This is a genomic window from Rathayibacter sp. AY1E6, from assembly GCF_002931115.1.
GTDB lineage: Bacteria > Actinomycetota > Actinomycetes > Actinomycetales > Microbacteriaceae > Rathayibacter.
Genome location: NZ_PSVK01000028.1, coordinates 12992 through 30619, shown reverse-complemented (window position 1 = coordinate 30619; position 17628 = coordinate 12992). Strand labels below are relative to the sequence as shown.

Sequence of the window (17628 nt, the reverse complement as noted above, 5' to 3'; positions counted from 1 at the left end):
CCCCCGAACCCCTGACCCGAACAGGAGCGATGACATGGACAAGTCCTGCGTCCGCCCCCTCGACCTGGACGACGCCGTCGCCCTCGTCGGCATCCTCGCCGCCCTCCAGGCCCTCCTCGACAGCGGCGGCCTCCCCCCTGAGGAGGTCGAGGCCCTGCGCCACGGCCTCGAGCAGGGCGGCGCCCTCCTCCCCGGAAGTGACGAGAACGAGATCGCGACCGCTCTGGGTGGGCTGAACGCCCGCCTGCGTGGGACCATCGGGTGATCGCGCCGCGCTCGACGTTCCCGTAGCCTTCATCCGCGCTCGTGTCGACCCCGGAGACGCGCTCCCCCGCCCGCGGGTAGCGTCCGGTCCGGTCCCGCACTCCCACGGGGTCGCTGAACCCCGAGAGCCGGAGGAGATCCGATCGTGAACGGTGACCACTTCGTCCTCTCGACCGCGACGCCGTGGGACGACCGCACCGAGATCATCGGCGTGTACGCCTCCGAGGCGTGGGCCCGCGAGGCCGCGGCCGCATGGCTCGGCTCCCCGGACCGCGAGGCGTTCCCCCGGTGCGTCATCGAGGGCTGGAGCGGCGCGCACCTCCTCGGCCGCGAGGTCGTCGAGGCCCTCGGCGTCGACGACGAGGGCGGCGACGAGTCGCTGGGCGGCCCCCGCAGCCTCTGACCCGGCGGCCTAGCCGCCCCAGTGCGACGGGCGCTCGAAGTGCGACGGCAGCGTGGTCGCCGCATCCCCTCGGGCGCTGTTCACCTGCGCCTGGGTGAGGTAGACCGCCTCGGCGAGCCGCGCGCCGGACACATCAGCGTCGCGCAGGTCCACCCCGAGCAGGTCGCACCGCTGCAGATCCGCACCCCGCAGATCCGCGGCGAGGAGGAGCGCGCCCCGCAGGTCCGCCCCCCGCAGGTCCGCGTTCCGGAGCGATGCGCCCGCCAGATCGGCACCCGGAGCGAGCCGACGGCCCCTCGACCGGCGGGCAGCCGGCGCCGCTCCTGCGCGAGCGGCCGCGCTCGCCGCGATCAGGAGCGGCCGGGACGCTCCGTACTCCGCGTCGACGTCGACCGCGACCACCTGCTCCGGCTCGCCGAGGGTGTGCGCGTGCACCGCGTCGAACCGCTCGCGCAGCTCATCGAGGAGCGGCGCGCCGACGCCGGGCAGCGCCAGAGCGGAGTCGAGGTACCAGAGCAGCTCGTGCAGGCGGCGCATCAGCGGGAACACCGCGAACATCCGCTCGCGCACGGCCGGGTCGGACCGCCAGGAGACGCCGCCGAACGTCTGCTGCGAGACCTTCTGACCGGCGCCGAAGCAGTCGAAGACGGTGCAGCCGACGAAGCCCTGCGGCCGGAGCCGGCGGTGGATCGTGCACGCGTCCTCGCCGTCGAGGTTGACGCACGGGTCCCCGGCGCGCTTGTCGAACGGGAAGTCGGCGGAGCGGGCGAAGGCGAGGGCGACGCAGCACAGGCCGAAGCAGTTCGCGCAGTCGGCGCCGAGGTCCTCCCGGCGGCCGAGCTCGACCCTGGTGCGTGACGTCATCCGTCCGAGCCTACGCGCGGCGGCGCCTCCGGATCAGTGCGCGAGCGCGAGCACGCCGACGACCAGCACGCCGAGGCCCACGATCCCGAGCAGCGAGACGAGGCTCTCCTTCCAGGAGAGGCCCGCGCGCACGACGGCGATGAGGGCGATCCCCGCGAGCGTGGCGACGTAGACGCCCGCGCCGATCCGCAGCGCGACCGTCGCGTCGATCCAGCCCAGCGCCGCGGCACCGAGCGCGAGGACCGGCAGCGACGCCGAGGCGAGCGCCCCGCCCGCGATCCGCAACATGGTGTGCGTCTCGGAGCGCGAGGGCGCCGAGGCGTGCACGACCTGGTGCGCGATCACCTCGGCGACGAAGCCCGCGGCGGAGATCCCGACGATCGAGATCACGAGGCTCTGGAGGGCGTGGACCGCGTCGGGGTGGTCGCCGACGAGGTAGATCATCACCACGGCCAGGCCCGTGAAGGTCGCGTAGACGCGCTCCTTGAGGGCGCGGGCGATCTCGTCGAGGGGGCGGCGGGTCCGCTCCGCCCACCGGCCGGCGCGGCCCGGGCGCAGGCGCACGGGCGTCATCCGGTCGGCGGGTGCGGTGCGGCCCTCGTCGGCCGCTCCGTCAGTAGGAGGCGGAGTCGACACGTGCCGCGGAGGAGTCGCCCGAGTGCCGCGCCGCGAGGTCGCCGAGGATGGTCGCGGAGCCGCTGGTGCCGAAGCGGGTGACTCCGAGGCCGCGGTAGGCGAGGAGCGTGTCGAGGTCGCGGACTCCGCCGGACGCCTTCACCTGGACGGCCTCCGAGACGGCGCCGCGCATGAGGCGGAGGTCGTGCTCGTTCGCGCCTCCGCCCGCGAAGCCGGTGGCGGTCTTCACGAAGTCCGCGCCGGCGCGCTCGGCGGCCCGGCTGCCCTCGACGACCTGCTCGTCGTCAAGGAGGCTCGTCTCGAGGATGACCTTGACGACGTGGCCCTCGGCGGCCTCGACCACGGCGCGGACGTCGTCCTCGACGTCCTGGAGCAGGCCGCTCCGAAGGCGGCCGATGTTGACGACCATGTCGAGCTCGGACGCGCCGTCGGCGAGCGCCTGACGCGACTCCGCGACCTTCGCCGCGGTGGAGGTGGTGCCGTGAGGGAAGCCGATGACCGTGCCGACCAGGACGCCGGAGCCCTCGAGCCGGGCGACCGAGTGGGCGATGTCGGAGGGGCGGACGCAGACGCTGAACACGCCGGACGCTCGCGCCTCGTCGAGCTGGGCGTCGACCTCGGCGCGGGTGAGCTCGGGCTTCAGGATCGCGTGGTCGATGAGCGCCGCGATATCGGCGACGGTGGGCAGGCTGGAGTCGGTCATCCGCACATTTTACGTCCGCCGGCGGGACGACGAAGGCCCGCGATCCGATGGATCACGGGCCTTCGATCGTTCACGCCGCTAGCGGCGCTGGGTCACCAGCTGGACTTGGTGATGCCGGGCAGCTCGCCGCGGTGCGCCATGTCACGGAAGCGGACACGCGAGATGCCGAACTTCGTGAGGTTGCCGCGGGGGCGGCCGTCGACGGCGTCGCGCGAGCGGACGCGGACGGGCGAGGCGTTGCGGGGGAGCTTCTGGAGGCCGACGCGGGCGGCCTCACGGGTCTCGTCGGTCCCGGCCGGGTCGACCAGGGCCTTCTTCAGCTCGAGGCGCTTGGCGGCGTAGCGGTCGACGATCACCTTGCGCTGCTCGTTGCGGGCGATCTTGCTCTTCTTGGCCATACTTAGCGCTCCTCGCGGAAGTCGACGTGCTTGCGCACTACGGGGTCGTACTTCTTGAGCACGAGACGGTCGGGGTCGTTGCGGCGGTTCTTCTTGGTCACGTACGTGTAACCGGTGCCGGCCGTCGAACGGAGCTTGATGATCGGACGGACGTCCTGCTGCTTGGCCATTAGATCTTCACCCCGCGAGCGAGAACATCCTTGACGACGGACTCGATGCCACGGGCGTCGATGACCTTGATGCCCTTGGCCGAGAGGGTCAGGGTGACGTTACGGCGAAGCGACGGCACGTAGTACGTCTTCTTCTGCACGTTCGGGTCGAAGCGGCGCTTGGTGCGCCGGTGCGAGTGCGAGATGGCGTGCCCGAAGCCGGGGACGGCTCCGGTCACCTGGCAGACTGCTGCCATGGTTTCCTCCATGTGTGGTTACCGTGGATCACGCGCGGCACGAAGCCCCGCCCGACCCACCCAAGGTCACTTGTCGGCGCACCGCCCGCCTGTCCGGCCGGAGCCGGAGCTCCTGCCCGGTGGGCAGCACGCAAGCGCGTGCAGATGCACGCAACCTCGCTAGGCTACGCGACCCGGGCGGCGGCCGCAACAGGGTGGGGACACTCCCCGGACAGGGTGGGGACGCTGCGCCGACAGGGCGGGGACGCCGCCCCGACGTGCACGGGGACTTCCTGGGAGGTTCCGGCAGAAGTGGCCTCCCGTACCCCCCGAGCAGGGCGTTCGTGTACCTTGCGCCTTCCTCGCGGGTCCACGACCGCCCTACTCTGAGCCGACCGCGGGCGCCCGCTCCCGGCAGCAGCCGGGAGTAGCAGCACATGCGCCAGTCCTTCCTCCGTTCCCTCGTCGCCGCGGCCGTGCTCGTAGCGGGCGCAGGACTCAGCGTCGTGGCCGCGCCGACCGCGTCGGCGGCGCCGGTCTTCAGCACCGCATGCTTCACCTCCCCGAAGGTCTCGACGGTGTCGCAGTACACCGTTCCCGCGACCGGGGTCTCGACGGTCCGCGCCGTCCTCAGCGGACAGAACGGCGGGAAGGGTGCGAGCGGCCTCGGGACGGGCAACGCCGGCGGACGCGGCTCCAGCCTCGTCGTGGAGGTGCCCGTCACACCCGGGCAGGTGCTGGAGATCGGGCGCCTCACCGGCGCCCCGGCCGGAGCGGCAGGCGCCACGCGCTACGTGAACGGCGGCGTCTACGCGGGCGACTCCGGCGGCGCGGGCGGCGACGCCCAGTACCTCAGCACGGCCGGCTCGGACGGCTGTCAGCACGCCCTCGCCGTGGCGGCGGGCGGCGGAGGCGGCGGCGGGCGGTCCTCGGTCGGCGGCGACGCCGACGCCGGCAGCGGCGCGAGGGGCGGCGGGAACGGCGGCAGGAACAACGCGGCCGACGGCGGCGGCGGCGGCGCGGCCGGGCAGAGCTCGGGCGGCTCGCCCGGCGCCCGCGGCTACAGCACGTTCGGCGAGTGCGCCGACGGCAACAACGGCCAGTGGGGCGTGTTCCTCAACGACGGCAAGGGCGCCGACGCCGGCGCCTCCCGCGGCGGCGGCGGCAACTGCTCGTTCCCCGGCCACAGCGGCGGCGGCGGCGGGGCCGGCTGGTGGTACGGCGGCGGCGGCGGATCGCCCTACGTGTTCGGCAGCATGAACGACACCCTCGGCGTCATGAACGACCCCGGCGCCGGCGGCGGCGGCTCGAGCTACGTGCACCCGAGCGTGACGAGGATCTCGCAGACGGCCGGCCCGACGGCGGCCGACCCCGTGGTCGCTCCGGTGTACGACACCGCCGTGACCGTGACGCGGACCCCCGACTTCTCGATGCTCGGGCAGGAGGTCACCGTCACCGCGAGGGTGACCATCCCGAGCCTGGGCCGGCCGGTGGCCGCCGGCGGCACCGTCGAGATCCTCACCGGTGCAGGTACCAGCAGGGTGACCCTCGACGCGGACGGCGTCGGCGTTCTGACCACGAGGGACATCCCGCAGGGCTGGAACGAGATCCGCGCGCACTACCCCGACACCATCACCCCCGCCGAGGCGGGACGCGGGAGCTGGTCGGCGCTCCCCGCTCTGCGCCACGAGGTGCGCGCGTGCGCCGCGGCACCCGTCATCACCCGGCAGCCCTCGGACATCGCGGGCGTCACCAACCAGGTCTACACGCTGACGATGGGCGTGAGCGTCTCGGCCGTCTACGGCGGCATCCCCGCCGTGTCCTGGGAGAGGTCCACCGACGGCGGCGCCACGTGGAAGCCCGCCCTCGGCCGGGCGGGCGCCCGGGAGGACGGGACCGCGTTCCTCGAGGCCGGCCCCGATCCCACCGGCTCCTACCGCTACCGGGCGACCCTGACCACCTGCGGGGGCAGCGTCCGCAGCGAGCCGGCCACCGTGGCGGTGGGCGGCGTGCGCTTCGACCTGTCGACGCTCCCGCAGAAGGCGTACGGCGACTCCTTCGACGCGAGCCCCTACGCGCAGGCCGTCGATGTGCCCGGCCGCTCGATCGTCCTGAGCAGCAGGACCGCCGAGACCTGCTCCGTCAGCGGCATGAGGGTGACCGTGCTCCACGCCGGCGTCTGCACGCTCGCGGCGAGGCTCGACGCGCTCGCTCCTCTGGGCTGGGCGGGCGAGCCCCTGCAGAGCTTCACGGCGAAGCCGAAGGCGCTCACGGTGACCGCCCCGACGGTCGACTACCCGCGAGGCGCGCCGTCCCCCGACCTGCGCTGCACGGCCGCCTTCGTCGGCACCGACACCTTCGGCGCCCCGCTCACGGCCGGCGTCTACCGGCCGATCGTCACGGCGGACGACGTCATCTACCGCTTGATCCCGAACTGGCCCACCTCCACCTTCACCACCTTCACCACGCGGTGCAGCGGCGCGAAGGTCAGCAGCGACTACACGATCGCGGGGTACAAGGACGGCGCGCTGCGCATCGTCGCGGCCGTCCCGATGGTGACCGCCTCCTCGCCCTCGTCGACCTACGGATCCACTCCCCCCGCGATCACCGCCTCCGTGACCGGCTCCCCCTCGGGGACGGTCTCCTGCGGCGCCTTCGCGGCGTCCGACACCGGATTCACGACGCCGCTGGCGCTCTCCGCGACGACCCCCGTCGGCCGCTACCCCACGCGCTGCTCCGGCCTGACGAACCCCTCGGGACAGCTGATCACCATCGACGGCGCGCTCACGATCTCGCCGGCGCCCCTCTCGGTGACCGCGTCGAGCCCCGGGACGCAGGCGCACGGCACCGCGACCGCCCCGACGGTCACCTGCACGGCCGACGGCTTCGCAGGAACCGACCGGTTCGTCACCGAGCCGACCGGCGCCTACTACACGGTGGACGGCACCGGGAAGGTGACGATCGGAGCGCGCACGCCCGTCGGCGACTACGTCACGCGGTGCGACGGAGGCGACGCGGGGCCGAACTACACCCTCCGGTCGATCCCCGGCACCTTCGCGCTGGCCGACCGCTCGGCCCCCGTCGTGACCGTGCCCGCCGCCGTCACGGCCGAGCCGGCCGACGTCTCCGGCGCCGTCGTCACCTTCGCGTCCTCCGCGCAGGACGCGGTCGACGGAGCCGTGGGCTCGACCTGCACGCCCGCCTCGGGAAGCGTCTTCCCGATCGGGGACACGACGGTCGACTGCACCGCGGACGACGAGGCCGGCAACACCGGCACGTCCTCGTTCCGGATCACGGTCCGGAAGTTCTCGCAGACGGTCGCCTTCACCTCCTCGCGGCCGACCGCGCCGACGGCGCTGGGCACCTTCACTCCGACGGCCACCGGCGGCGGCTCCGGGAGCCCCGTCTCGATCGGAGCGACCGGATCCTGCGCGATCGCCGACGGCGTCGTGACCTTCACCCGGAGCGGCACCTGCACCGTGACCGCGGATCAGGCCGGCGACGACCACTACACCGCGGGGCGCGCCTCCTTCGATCTCGAAGTCGCGAAGGCGTCGCAGACCCTGACGGTCGCGGTGCCGAAGACCGGCGTCCTGGAGTCGACCGGCGTCGCCACGGCGACCTCGAGCTCGGGACTGCCGGTGCTCGTCAGGACCTTCTTCGGCTGCACCGTCGCCCCCGACGCGACGGGTGCGCAGATCCTGACCTACACCGAGCCCTCGACCTGCGGCGTGCAGTTCGACCAGCCGGGCGACGAGGTGTACGCGGCCGCCGACGGCCTGGTGCGCTTCGTCCCGATCTCGCGGATCCCCCAGACCGTCGTCGTCACCTCGACTCCGCCCGACCGGGTGTTCACCGACGACCGGTACACGGTCGAGGCGACCGGCGGCGGCTCGGGCAACCCGCTCGTGATCGCGGTGATCGAGAACGGCAACTGCACCATCGCGGACGACGTGGTGACGTTCTTCGGCGACGGCACCTGCACGGTGACGATCGACCAGGCCGCGGACGATCGGCACGACGCCGCTCCGCAGGTCCGGCAGGTCATCACGGTCGGGACTCCCGAGGGGAACCTCTCCTTCGGGAGCACCGCGCCCCCGCACGCGATGTCGCTCGAGACGTACCGGCCGACGATCGTGCCCGGCCCGTCGAAGGGCGTGCCCGTGCTCTCCGCGAGCCGAGACTGCTCGATCCTCCCGGACGGAGTGACCGTGCGGAACGACGGGGCCGGGCTCTGCGTGCTGTCCCTCGACCAGCCCGGAGACGGCTACTGGCCCGCGCGGCACGCCGAGCAGGAGTACTCGATCTACTTCCTCCCGCAGACGGTCCGGATCACGAGCGCGCCTCCGGTCGGCGCCGTCCTGGGGGACACGTACCGCCCGGTGATCGAGGGCGGCGCCTCGGGCATCGCTCCGTTCCTCCTCACCACCGCGACGTGCTCGGCGAAGGACGGCGTGGTCACCTTCACCACGAAGGGCGTCTGCGGCGTCTTCGCCTACCAGAACGGCAACCGGCAGTACGACAGCGCCCGGCCCGCCGTGCAGGAGGTGGAGGTCGGCTACGCGCCCGGCTCCGTGGCGTTCACGACCGCCGTCCCGACCGACGCGGAGGTCGGCGGATCCTTCACTCCCGCCTTCACGCGCGGACCGTCCTCCGGCCCCTCGGTGCTCAGCGTCTCGGGCGCCTGCTCCGACGGCGAGAACGGCGCCGTCCGGTTCGACTCCGCGGGCACCTGCACGCTGACGGCGATCCACTACCGCGACGCCGCCTACGGCACCGCGCGGGCGGTCCAGACCTTCGAGGTCACCGCGATCGCGCAGACCGTCGCCTTCACCTCGACCGCGCCGTCGACGGCCGCGGCCGGCGACACGCTCACTCCGACCGCGACGGGCGGCGCGTCCGGGCTCCCCGTGACGATCGGAGCGACCGGCGCCTGCACGCTCGCGGACGGCGTCGTCACCTTCGCCGGCAGCGGCACCTGCACCGTCACGGCGGACCAGGCGGGCGACGGGCGCTACGCCGCGGCGGCGCAGGCCTCGCAGACCGTCGCGGTCACGCAGCTCGCGGGCACCGTCGCGTTCGGCGGCGATGCTCCGGCCGAGGCCCGGGTCGGGGGCTCCTCGACGGCCGCGGTCGTCGCCGGCCCCTCCAGTGCTCCCCCGGTGCTGACGGCCTCCGGCGCCTGCTCCGTCGGGCCCTTCCGACTGGTCTCCTACGACTCCGCCGGCACCTGCACGCTGACGCTGGACCAGGCGGGCGACATCCGCCACAGCGCAGCGCCGACGGCCGTGCGCAGCTTCGAGATCACCCGGGTCGCGCAGACCGTGGCCTTCACCTCGCAGGCGCCGGACTCGGCGCTCTCGGGCGGCACCTACCGCCCGACCGCGACCGGCGGAGCCTCGGGGCGCCCCGTGGTGCTCGGCGCCTCCGGATCCTGCACGCTCACGAACGGGGTCGTCGCCTTCACCGGATCGGGCACCTGCACGGTGACCGCCGACCAGACGGGCGACGCCCGGTACGACGCGGCGGAGCGGGCCTCGCAGGTGATCGCGGTCGGACTGCTCGCGGGCACCGTCTCCTTCGGCGGCAGCGCGCCGACCGGCGCGACGGTCGGCGGGACGACCACCCCGCGGATCGTCGCCGGACCGTCCACGGCGCGTCCGGTGCTGACCGCCTCCGGAGCATGCTCGGCGGCCGCGGGAGTGGTGTCCTACGACTCCGTCGGCACCTGCACGCTGACGCTCGACCAGGCGGGCGACTCGCGGTACGGCGCCGCTCCGCAGTCCGTCCGCACCTTCGCGATCGGCGCCCTCGGCCAGACGCTGGCGTTCGCCTCGCCGGTCCCCGACGCGGCGGTCGCGGGGGGCTCCTACACGCCCGTCGTGACGGCCGGCGCGTCGAGCGCCCCCGTGGTGCTCGGAGCGGCCGGGTCCTGCACGGTCGCGGACGGCGTCGTGACCTTCACCCGCTCCGGCACCTGCACGGTGACCGCGGACCAGGCCGGGGACGAGCGCCACTCGGCGGCTCCGCGGATCACGCAGTCGGTGGAGGTCGGCACGGCGGCGGGAGCGGTGTCGTTCCGCGACGCCGCTCCGACGGACGCCCGGATCGGCGGCTCCTGGACCCCGTCGATCGTCCGCGGCCCGTCGAGCGCCGACCCGGTGCTGGACGCCTCCGACTCCTGCTCGCTGGGAGAGGACGGCACGGTGTCCTACGACTCCGTCGGCACCTGCACGCTGACGCTGGATCAGGCCGGCGACGACGCTCACGCGCCCGCGGAGCAGGTCGTCCGGACCTTCCCGATCGGCAAGGCGCTGCAGACGGTCGCCTTCACCTCCGCGGCTCCGAGCACGGCGACCGCGGGCGGCCGCTACACACCGACCGCGGCGGGCGGCTCCTCCGGTCTGCCGGTCACGATCGGCGCCACGGGCGCGTGCTCGCTCGCGAGCGGCGTCGTGACCTTCAGCGGATCCGGCACCTGCACCGTCACCGCGGATCAGGCCGGCGACGCCTCGCACGACGCGGCTCCCCGGGCGACCCAGTCGATCGCGGTCACCGCGGTCGTCCCGCAGAAGAAGAAGGCGCAGAAGGTCGCCTTCTCGACCGCGATGCCGTCCTCGCCCGAGAAGGGGATCGCCTACCCGGTCGCGGCCAACGCCTCCTCCGGTCTGCCCGTGAAGCTGTACGCGAGCGGCAGCTGCACGCTGACCGCGACCGGCGCGGGCACGGCGACGGTGCGGCTGACGGGCGCGGCGAGCTGCACCGTCCGGGCCACGCAGGCGGGCGACTCCGCGTGGCTCGCCGCGACCTCGGTGACGCAGTCGCTGCAGGTGAAGTCCTCCACCCGCGCCGACCTCACACTGACGCTGGCGCCGGCGCCGGGACTGGCAGCGACGGCTCCCCTCTCGGGCACGATCACCGTCCGGAACACCGGCACCCGGGACGCGGCGACGACGACCACCCGGGTCGTCGTCAGCGGAACGGTGGCGAGTGCGCCCGGCGCCGTGCAGACGAAGGGCTCGGCCGCGGGCACGACGGTCCTCACCTGGACCGCGCCGAGCGTCTCGGCCGGGCGGAGCACCACCTACTCGGTGACGCTCGTCGACCGGCCGGCCGCCACGACGATCGACGCCAGGGTGTCGACCGCCGCCGCCGATCCCACGCCGGCGAACAACGCGGTCAGGCGCACCTTCCGGTAGAGGCTGCGGGGAGGGAGGGGTGTCGCGCCGCGTTGCCCGCTCCCTCCCCGACCGCTACGGTCGCGGGGACGCTCCGGGGGACGGGGCTCGCGAGGGGGGCCCGTGGACCGGTTGAGGCGACGCGCGCTGCTGCTGGGGATCGCCTCCTCGGCGGTCGCGCTGACGGGGTGCACGCCCGCCCGGCCCGCTCCCGCGGCGCTCCCGCCGAGCACGGCGCCGGCGGCGGTGCTGCCGTCCGCCGCTCCGACCGCCGTCCCGACCCCTCCCCGCCCCGTGCCGACCACCACCGCCGCGGCGGCTCCGGTGCGGCGGAAGGCGCCGCTGCCCTCCGGCACGATCTCGGAGCTGCCCGGCGAGGGGAGCACGCTCGCCTGGACCGTCGACGACGGCGCGGACTCCGACGTGGTCGCCGCCTACGCGCAGTTCGCCCGCGACACCGGCACCCGGCTGACCTTCTTCCTCAACGGGAAGTACGACTCGTGGACCGTGAACGCGCCGCTGCTGGCTCCGCTCGTCGCCTCGGGGCAGGTGCAGCTCGCGAACCACACCTGGTCGCACGCCGACCTGACGAGCCTCTCGAGCGACGGCGTGCAGGAGGAGCTGGGCCGCAACGGCGACTTCATCCGCTCGACCTACGGGGTGGAGGCGGCGCCCTTCTACCGGCCGCCGTTCGGCTACACGGACGAGCGGAGCCGGGCCGCCGCGGCGGCGATCGGCTACACGGCGACGGTGCTCTGGTACGGCTCGCTCTCGGACTCGGGGCGGATCACGCCGGAGCAGGTGGTCGGCTTCGCGGACCAGTGGTTCCTGCCGCAGCACATCGTGATCGGGCACGCCAACTTCGATCCGGTGACGCAGGTCTACGCGCGGCTCGTCGACATCCTCCGCGAGCGCTCGCTCGAGACGGTGACCCTCCGCGACGTGTTCGCGGTCTGAGCCGCGCCTTCAGCGCAGCGCGGCGCGCGCGGCGGCGGAGACGGCCGCGGCGACCGCGTCGAGGGCGGGCGTGTGCAGGGCCCACTGCTGCCAGTAGAGGGGGACGTCGACGGGGTCGCCGCCCAGCTCGACCAGGCCGTCGCCGCCGACCGGGGCCTGCAGCTCGGGCAGCATCCCCCACCCCATGCCCAGGCGCACGGCCCGCTCGAAGTCGGTCGACCCGGGGACGCGGTGCTGCGGCGGGCGGCCCTCGACGCCGGCGGCTCGGAGGAAGTCGTCCTGCAGGCGGTCCTTCTCGTCGAAGACGACCAGCGGAGCGCTCGCGAGACCGGCCGTGCCGCCGTCAGGGAACCAGCGCTCGGCGAACGCGGGCGCGGCCATGGCGCGGTACCGCATCACTCCGAGCGGTGCGACGGTGCAGCCGAGCACCGCTTCCGACTCTCCGGTGACGGCCGCCAGCACGGTGCCGTCGCGGAGGAACGCGGTGGTGTGCGCCTGGTCCTCGCGGTGCAGCTCCACCACGACGTCGGGGACGGAGGCGAGCGCGGGCAGCACCCAGGTGGCCAGGGAGTCGGCGTTGACGGCGAGCGGGAGGACGACCGGGCCCGCCCCCGCCGCGTCCTCGCCGCCGAGCGAGCGGACGGCGTCGTCGGCGAGGAGCTCGATCTGGCGGGCGAGGCGGAGTAGCCCCGCACCGGCCTCGGTCGCGACGACCGGGCGCGAGCGCACCAGCAGGACGCGGCCGGCGGCGGTCTCGAGCGCCTTGATCCGCTGGCTGAGGGCGGAGGGGGTGATGTGCAGGGCCCGGGCGGCGGCGTCGAAGGAGCCGAACCGGACGGAGGCGGCGAGCGCGCGCAGGCGGGAGAGGTCGAGGTCGTCTGTCAGCATCAGTGCTGCTTACGGTACTGAAGGAGCATGAGCTGGTCTACAGGAGCGCCCCGCCCTAGCGTCGGAGCGTGTCCCCCCTCCTCGCCGCCCTCTCCGGCCTCGGCTTCGGCCTCTCGCTCATCATCGCGATCGGCGCGCAGAACGCCTTCGTGCTCCGCCAGGGCCTCCGCCGCGAGCACGTGCCCGCCGTCGTCGCGATCTGCGCGCTCTGCGACGCCGCGCTGATTGTGCTCGGGATCGCGGGGATCGGAGCGGTCCTGGAGTCGGCGCCGTGGCTGCTGGTGGTGATCCGCTGGGGCGGCATCGCCTTCCTCCTCGCCTACGCGGTGATGGCGGCGAGGCGCGCACTGCGGCCGGGGACCCTCGACGGCGATCCGGCCGGCGCCTCGACGTCGCTCCGCACGGCGATCGGCACGTGCCTGGCGCTCACGCTGCTCAACCCGCACGTCTACCTCGACACGGTCGTGCTGCTCGGGTCGGTGGCGAACACGCACGGCGACGAGCGCTGGTGGTTCGGGGCGGGGGCGGCGGCCGGGAGCGTGCTGTGGTTCACCGCTCTCGGCTTCGGGGCGCGGGCGCTGCGGCCGCTGTTCCGGAGCCGCGGGGCCTGGCGGATCCTCGACGCGGCCGTGGCGGTCGTGATGGTGGTGCTGGCGGTGTCGCTCGCGCTGCACTGAGGGCCTGGTGATGCACTGCTTGTTCTACTAACATTGCAAACATGTTGTTCCGGGTCGACCACTCCGCGGCGGGCTCGCTCGCCGACCAGCTGGAGTCGCAGGTGCGCTCGGCCGTCGCCCGGGGCGAGCTCTCGGCGGGCGACCGCCTGCCGCCCGCCCGCGAGCTCGCCGACTCGCTCGGCATCAACATGCACACCGTGCTGCGCGCGTACGCCGCCCTGCGCGACGACGGGATCCTCCAGATGCGCCGGGGCCGCGGCGCGTGGATCACGGAGTCGGCCGGGCCCGGGCTCGTGCGCGTGACCGCCCTGGTCGACGAGCTGCTCGCGGAGGCCCGCCGCAGCGGCATCACCCCGGCGGAGCTCGTCCGCCTGATCGAGAGGACCGGATCATGACCGCCACCGCCGACCGCCGCCGCGAGCTCCTCGCCGCCGCGTCCCTCCTGCTCCCCGCCGCCGGAGTGCTCGTCTCGCGCCTCGTCCTGGACGACGCTCTGCCCGCGGAGCTCGCCTCGCACTGGTCGGGGACCGGGGCGGCCGATGCGACCGCGGCGACGGGCGCCCTGCTCGCGATCGCCCTCGTGCTCTCCGGGCTCCCGGCCGTCGCGGGCGTCGTGGCGGCGGCCGTCGGGCGCGCCCCGCGGCTCCTGCTGGCGACCCTCGGCCTCGTCGCCGGGATGGGCGCCTCCGCCTGGGCGACCTCGGTCGGCACGACGCTCGCGGCCGGGCGCGCCGAGGGGGCGGAGCTCGGCGGATGGCTGCTCGCGCTGCTCGGAGGGATGCTCTTCGCCGTCGTGCCCGCGCTGATCGCTCCGGGCACCCGGCGCGCCTCCCGCCTGGCCGCCGGCCGCCTGCCGCTGGCGGCGGAGGAGACCGGCGCCTGGTCGCAGACGCTGACGGGCCCGGTGTTCGCCGTCGCCGGGGTCGCCACGGCGGCGGGCGCGGCCCTCTCCCTCGCGACGCTCGCCGCGGCGGGCGCCACCGGTCCGGCGATCGCGACGGCCGTCGTCCTCGGCGTCGTCGCGCTGGTGCTCCTCTCCTTCTCCCGCCTGAGGGTGACCGCCGACCGCCGCGGCCTCCGCGTCGTCACGACCGCCCTCGGCATCCCGCTGCGCCGCATCCCGCTCGACACCATCGCCTCGGCCGGCACGGCCCAGCTGCGGCCGTCGGAGTGGGGCGGCTGGGGCTACCGGGTGATGCCGGGCCGCTCGGCCGTCATCCTGCATGCCGGGCCGGGGCTGGTGGTGACGACGGACCACTCGCGCGAGTTCGCGATCAGCCTCGACGACCCCGAGACCCCCGCGGCGCTGCTCGAGACCCTGCGCGCGCGGGCCTGAGGCGCCGACCCGTCAGTCGACCACGATCCGGACGAGCGTCGTGACGGCGTCCACCGCGTTCACGTAGGAGTAGTGCCGCGAGGTCGGGAAGGCGAGGTGCCGTCCGGGCTCCAGCCGCACGGGCTCCTCGCCCTCCCGCTCCAGGAGGAGCGCGCCGGCGGTGACGAGCAGGATCTCGTGCCACCCCTCGGGGTCGGGCTGCGCGTCGTAGCGGTCCCCGGGGCCGAGCGTCCAGGTCCAGAGCTGGGCCTCCCGGCGCGCGGGGACGGAGGAGAGCAGGACGGCGACGCTCGCCTCGCCCGCTCCCCGCCAGGCGACCTGGTCGATCGCCGCGGGCGCGGATCCCGGGGCCGAGACGAGTGCCGTGAACGTGGTGCCGAGGGCGGTCGCGAGGCGGTCGACTCCGGTCAGCGAGATGTTGGCCTCGCCGGCCTCGGCCGCGACGATCGTCCGCCGGCTGATGCCCGAGCGCGCCGCCAGCGCGGACTGGCTCAGTCCGGCTCCGCGCCGCGCGAGACGGAGGTTGCCGCCCAGGTGGGCGAGGACGGGAGCCGACATGCGCACTATTCTGCACCGACAGGCCCCTGATGCTCCTAGGATGTGCAGAATGATGCACATCTCGCCGCTCCGGGGCCTCCGCTTCACTCGTCCGGAGTGGGCGCTCATCGGCATCACCGCGATCTGGGGCGGGACCTTCCTCGCCGTGCACATAGCGATGGAGCACAGTGGTCCGCTGTTCTTCGTCGGGATGCGGTTCGCGATCGCGGGGCTGATCAGCGCGGTCGTGTTCCACCGGTCGCTCCGGGGGATGCGGCGGATCGACCTCGCGGCCGGCGTCGCGATCGGGGTGATGATCTTCGCGGGCTACGGCCTGCAGAGCTACGGGCTGCAGACGATCCCGAGCAGCACCTCCGCGTTCCTGACCGCGCTGTACGTGCCGCTGGTGCCGCTGCTCCAGTGGGTCGTGTTCCGTCGCCGTCCGGGCGTGCTGACGCTGGTGGGCGTCGCGCTGGCGTTCGTCGGACTGCTCCTGATCGCGGGCCCGCAGCCGGGCGTCGCGCTCGGAGCGGGCGAGGTGGCGACGATCGTGAGCACGCTGCCGATCGCGGCCGAGATCATCCTGATCGGCCTCGTCGCCGGACGCGTCGACCTCGGCCGGGTGACCGTGGTGCAGCTGCTGGTCGCCGGCGCGCTCGGGTTCGCCTCGATGCCCCTCGCGGGCGAGGCGGTCCCGGCGTTCTCGGGGGCCTGGCTGATCCCCGCGCTCGCGCTCGGGGCGAGCAGCTGCCTGATCCAGCTGACGATGAACTGGGCTCAGCGCTCGGTCTCGCCGTCGCGCGCCACGATCATCTACTCCGCCGAGCCCGTCTGGGCCGGCCTGATCGGCCGCCTCGCCGGCGACCGGCTCCCCGCGCTCGCCCTGCTCGGGGCGGGGTTCATCGTCGCGGGCACGCTCGTCAGCGAGCTGAAGCCGCGCCGCGAGCCCGCGCCGCCGGCTCTCAGGTGACGGCGGGGAGGGCGGCCGAGGCGACGAGCGCGCCGCCGGCGTCGGTGATCTCGACGGCGGCGACGGACTCGCGCAGGACGGCCGCGTTCATCTCGCAGTCGAGCTCCGCGGAGCTGCCGAGGAAGGACCCGGACGGGAGCCGCTCGCCGGAGCCGGTGACCAGCACGAGGTCGTAGCTCTCGCCGAGGGCGAAGCCGGTCCCGCGGAGGATCGTCTCGGTACCCCAGGTGTGCGCGACCAGCGAGCCGTCGAGCGTCACGCCGGCAGTCCGCTCCTCGAAGGCGATCGCCTCGACGGCGCCGAGCGTCCCGGGCGGTCCCGCGACGGGGCGCTCCTCGGCGGACCGCAGGGCCGCTCCGGCGACGCCGCCCACGACGAGGAGCGCGGCCGCCGCGGCGACGGCCAGGACGGCACGGCGGCGCGGGGCACGGCGGCGCGGGGCACGTGCACTCTCCGCGCGCTCGGGCCGCTCCCCGGCGAGCGCCGCGACGCGCGACCGCAGCTCCGGCGACGGCTCCGCCTCCTCCCAGCGGCCCAGCGCGCCGACTCGGTCGACCACCGAGCCGAACGACGCGAGCTCGCGGTCGATCGAGGGGTCGGCGGCGCGCAGGCTCTCGAACTCCCGCGCCTCCTCGGCGGAGAGGTCGCCGGCGAGGGCCGCGGCGAGGAGCTCCTCGCGGCGGCCGCCGGGCTGGTCTCCGTCGGGCTGGTCTCGGTCGATCACGATCTCTCCTCGTCGGTGGATCCGGCGCCCGCGAGGTGACCGCGGAGCGCTCGGAGAGCGTAGAAGGCGCGGCTGCGCAGGGTGGCGACCGGCACGCTCGTGGCCGCCGACAGGTCGGCGTAGGTCTCGCCGTTCAGGTGGACGGCGACGACGACCTGCCGGTGCTCGGCGGAGAGCCGCGCGAGCGCCTCGGCGATCGCGAGCGGCTCGAGGGGGTCGCGGTCCTCCGCGGGCACCTCCTCCAGAATCTCGGCCTCGATCAGGCGCGGCAGGCGCTGACGCGAGCGGTGCACGTCGATGACGACGTTGCGGGCGATGGCGAAGAGCCAGGTGCGGGTGCTGGCGCGCTCGGCGGAGTAGCTCGCCCGCGAGCGCCAGGCGCGCAGGAACGTCTCCTGCACGCAGTCCTCGGCGAGGCCGCGGTCGCGCAGGGCGTTGAGCGCGAAGCCGAGCAGGGCGGACCCGTGCTCGTCGAAGGCGGCGGCCGGGTCGAACCCCGCCGTCCGGGGCTCGAGGCGCACCACGGGAGCCGGGACCTCCGAGTGCTCGCGCGGCATCGCGGGCCCTTCGTCTCGTCGTGCCGTCGCCGTGCGCGCCACACCGCCTCCTCGTCGGGACCGGTGGTCCGTCGGAAGGGGGTACGGCCGCGGCGGCGGCGGCGTTCATCGGAGGCGAGGACCGTCTCCGTGAAGATCCTCTCAGATGGAG

The 17628-nt window shown here is 74.6% G+C and carries 18 protein-coding genes; 8 read left to right on the top strand and 10 right to left on the bottom strand.

Features of this window, described 5'->3' with window-relative positions:
* Both C5C46_RS15520 and C5C46_RS15515 read left to right on the top strand, forming a co-directional pair.
* A partial coding sequence (locus tag C5C46_RS15520; protein WP_219812313.1) for a hypothetical protein occupies positions 1–265 on the top strand: 265 nt, incomplete at its 5' end.
* A gap of 144 nt (positions 266–409) precedes the next feature.
* On the top strand, positions 410–667 hold the full coding sequence (locus C5C46_RS15515; protein WP_104225104.1) for a hypothetical protein: 258 nt from the start codon (positions 410–412) through the stop codon (positions 665–667).
* A 9-nt stretch (positions 668–676) separates the two neighbouring features.
* On the opposite strand, the gene C5C46_RS15510 is transcribed toward C5C46_RS15515, so the two are convergent.
* The 6 genes from C5C46_RS15510 to rpmB form a co-directional block, all read right to left on the bottom strand.
* Positions 677–1531, bottom strand: coding sequence for a pentapeptide repeat-containing protein (locus C5C46_RS15510; protein ID WP_104227349.1), 855 nt, complete (start codon positions 1529–1531; stop codon positions 677–679).
* Between the two features lie 33 nt (positions 1532–1564).
* Positions 1565–2104, bottom strand: coding sequence for a hypothetical protein (locus C5C46_RS15505; protein ID WP_104227348.1), 540 nt, complete (start codon positions 2102–2104; stop codon positions 1565–1567).
* Positions 2105–2144: 40 nt separating this feature from the next.
* Positions 2145–2870: a deoxyribose-phosphate aldolase gene (gene deoC / locus C5C46_RS15500; protein WP_181136542.1), complete on the bottom strand. Its 726-nt coding sequence runs from the start codon at positions 2868–2870 to the stop codon at positions 2145–2147.
* A gap of 92 nt (positions 2871–2962) precedes the next feature.
* Positions 2963–3268: a 30S ribosomal protein S14 gene (gene rpsN, locus C5C46_RS15495; RefSeq protein WP_104225107.1), complete on the bottom strand. Its 306-nt coding sequence runs from the start codon at positions 3266–3268 to the stop codon at positions 2963–2965.
* Between the two features lie 2 nt (positions 3269–3270).
* Complete coding sequence (gene rpmG, locus C5C46_RS15490) at positions 3271–3438, bottom strand: 50S ribosomal protein L33 (protein WP_027692168.1); 168 nt, start codon at positions 3436–3438, stop codon at positions 3271–3273.
* Entirely contained in the window at positions 3438–3674 is a 237-nt protein-coding gene (rpmB, locus tag C5C46_RS15485) for a 50S ribosomal protein L28 (protein ID WP_056038148.1), read from the bottom strand. The genes rpmG and rpmB overlap by 1 nt, the downstream gene beginning before the upstream one ends.
* A gap of 416 nt (positions 3675–4090) precedes the next feature.
* On the opposite strand from rpmB, the gene C5C46_RS15480 reads away from it, so the two are divergent.
* Together C5C46_RS15480 and C5C46_RS15475 are read left to right on the top strand one after the other, a co-directional pair.
* Positions 4091–10852 (top strand): HYR domain-containing protein, encoded by a 6762-nt coding sequence (locus tag C5C46_RS15480; RefSeq protein ID WP_146079018.1) that lies wholly within the window; start codon positions 4091–4093, stop codon positions 10850–10852.
* Positions 10853–10954: 102 nt separating this feature from the next.
* Positions 10955–11788 (top strand): polysaccharide deacetylase family protein, encoded by an 834-nt coding sequence (locus C5C46_RS15475; protein ID WP_219812312.1) that lies wholly within the window; start codon positions 10955–10957, stop codon positions 11786–11788.
* A gap of 9 nt (positions 11789–11797) precedes the next feature.
* Here the strand turns inward: C5C46_RS15475 and C5C46_RS15470 are convergent, their stop codons facing one another.
* Positions 11798–12676: a LysR family transcriptional regulator ArgP gene (locus C5C46_RS15470; protein ID WP_104227346.1), complete on the bottom strand. Its 879-nt coding sequence runs from the start codon at positions 12674–12676 to the stop codon at positions 11798–11800.
* 68 nt (positions 12677–12744) lie between these two features.
* Between C5C46_RS15470 and C5C46_RS15465 the strand changes: the two genes are divergently transcribed.
* Genes C5C46_RS15465 through C5C46_RS15455 form a run of 3 tightly spaced genes read left to right on the top strand, consistent with a single transcriptional unit; the run spans position 12745 to position 14689 of the window.
* Positions 12745–13353 carry a LysE/ArgO family amino acid transporter gene (locus C5C46_RS15465; protein WP_104227345.1) on the top strand — a complete coding sequence of 203 codons (609 nt, stop codon included), beginning with the start codon at positions 12745–12747 and terminating at the stop codon, positions 13351–13353.
* 41 nt (positions 13354–13394) lie between these two features.
* Positions 13395–13748 carry a GntR family transcriptional regulator gene (locus C5C46_RS15460; RefSeq protein WP_104225158.1) on the top strand — a complete coding sequence of 118 codons (354 nt, stop codon included), beginning with the start codon at positions 13395–13397 and terminating at the stop codon, positions 13746–13748.
* Positions 13745–14689: a hypothetical protein gene (locus C5C46_RS15455; protein WP_104227344.1), complete on the top strand. Its 945-nt coding sequence runs from the start codon at positions 13745–13747 to the stop codon at positions 14687–14689. The genes C5C46_RS15460 and C5C46_RS15455 overlap by 4 nt, the downstream gene beginning before the upstream one ends.
* A gap of 12 nt (positions 14690–14701) precedes the next feature.
* Here C5C46_RS15455 and C5C46_RS15450 read toward each other — a convergent pair whose 3' ends face one another.
* Entirely contained in the window at positions 14702–15247 is a 546-nt protein-coding gene (locus C5C46_RS15450; RefSeq protein WP_104227343.1) for a helix-turn-helix domain-containing protein, read from the bottom strand.
* 49 nt (positions 15248–15296) lie between these two features.
* Here C5C46_RS15450 and C5C46_RS15445 point away from each other — a divergent pair, with 49 nt between their 5' ends.
* The gene (locus tag C5C46_RS15445; protein ID WP_258059541.1) at positions 15297–16196 is read left to right on the top strand and encodes a DMT family transporter; all 900 of its coding nucleotides are present in this window, start codon (positions 15297–15299) and stop codon (positions 16194–16196) included.
* On the opposite strand, the gene C5C46_RS15440 is transcribed toward C5C46_RS15445, so the two are convergent.
* Together C5C46_RS15440 and C5C46_RS15435 are read right to left on the bottom strand one after the other, a co-directional pair.
* On the bottom strand, positions 16189–16920 hold the full coding sequence (locus tag C5C46_RS15440; RefSeq protein ID WP_104227342.1) for a hypothetical protein: 732 nt from the start codon (positions 16918–16920) through the stop codon (positions 16189–16191). The genes C5C46_RS15445 and C5C46_RS15440 overlap by 8 nt on opposite strands.
* Positions 16917–17477, bottom strand: a complete 561-nt coding sequence (locus tag C5C46_RS15435; RefSeq protein WP_104227341.1) for a sigma-70 family RNA polymerase sigma factor — start codon at positions 17475–17477, stop codon at positions 16917–16919. Before C5C46_RS15435 ends, C5C46_RS15440 begins: the two co-directional genes overlap by 4 nt.
* Between the last annotated feature and the right edge of the window lie 151 nt (positions 17478–17628).

Coding starts and splice junctions, on each gene's coding strand:
- rpsN (WP_104225107.1), bottom strand. CDS start 3,268: ATGGCCAAGAAGAGCAAGATCGCCCGCAACGAGCAGCGCAAGGTGATC.
- C5C46_RS15480 (WP_146079018.1), top strand. CDS start 4,091: ATGCGCCAGTCCTTCCTCCGTTCCCTCGTCGCCGCGGCCGTGCTCGTA.
- C5C46_RS15445 (WP_258059541.1), top strand. CDS start 15,297: ATGATGCACATCTCGCCGCTCCGGGGCCTCCGCTTCACTCGTCCGGAG.
- C5C46_RS15505 (WP_104227348.1), bottom strand. CDS start 2,104: ATGACGCCCGTGCGCCTGCGCCCGGGCCGCGCCGGCCGGTGGGCGGAG.
- C5C46_RS15455 (WP_104227344.1), top strand. CDS start 13,745: ATGACCGCCACCGCCGACCGCCGCCGCGAGCTCCTCGCCGCCGCGTCC.
- C5C46_RS15510 (WP_104227349.1), bottom strand. CDS start 1,531: ATGACGTCACGCACCAGGGTCGAGCTCGGCCGCCGGGAGGACCTCGGC.
- C5C46_RS15470 (WP_104227346.1), bottom strand. CDS start 12,676: ATGCTGACAGACGACCTCGACCTCTCCCGCCTGCGCGCGCTCGCCGCC.
- C5C46_RS15450 (WP_104227343.1), bottom strand. CDS start 15,247: ATGTCGGCTCCCGTCCTCGCCCACCTGGGCGGCAACCTCCGTCTCGCG.
- deoC (WP_181136542.1), bottom strand. CDS start 2,870: ATGACCGACTCCAGCCTGCCCACCGTCGCCGATATCGCGGCGCTCATC.
- rpmB (WP_056038148.1), bottom strand. CDS start 3,674: ATGGCAGCAGTCTGCCAGGTGACCGGAGCCGTCCCCGGCTTCGGGCAC.
- C5C46_RS15460 (WP_104225158.1), top strand. CDS start 13,395: ATGTTGTTCCGGGTCGACCACTCCGCGGCGGGCTCGCTCGCCGACCAG.
- C5C46_RS15435 (WP_104227341.1), bottom strand. CDS start 17,477: ATGCCGCGCGAGCACTCGGAGGTCCCGGCTCCCGTGGTGCGCCTCGAG.
- rpmG (WP_027692168.1), bottom strand. CDS start 3,438: ATGGCCAAGCAGCAGGACGTCCGTCCGATCATCAAGCTCCGTTCGACG.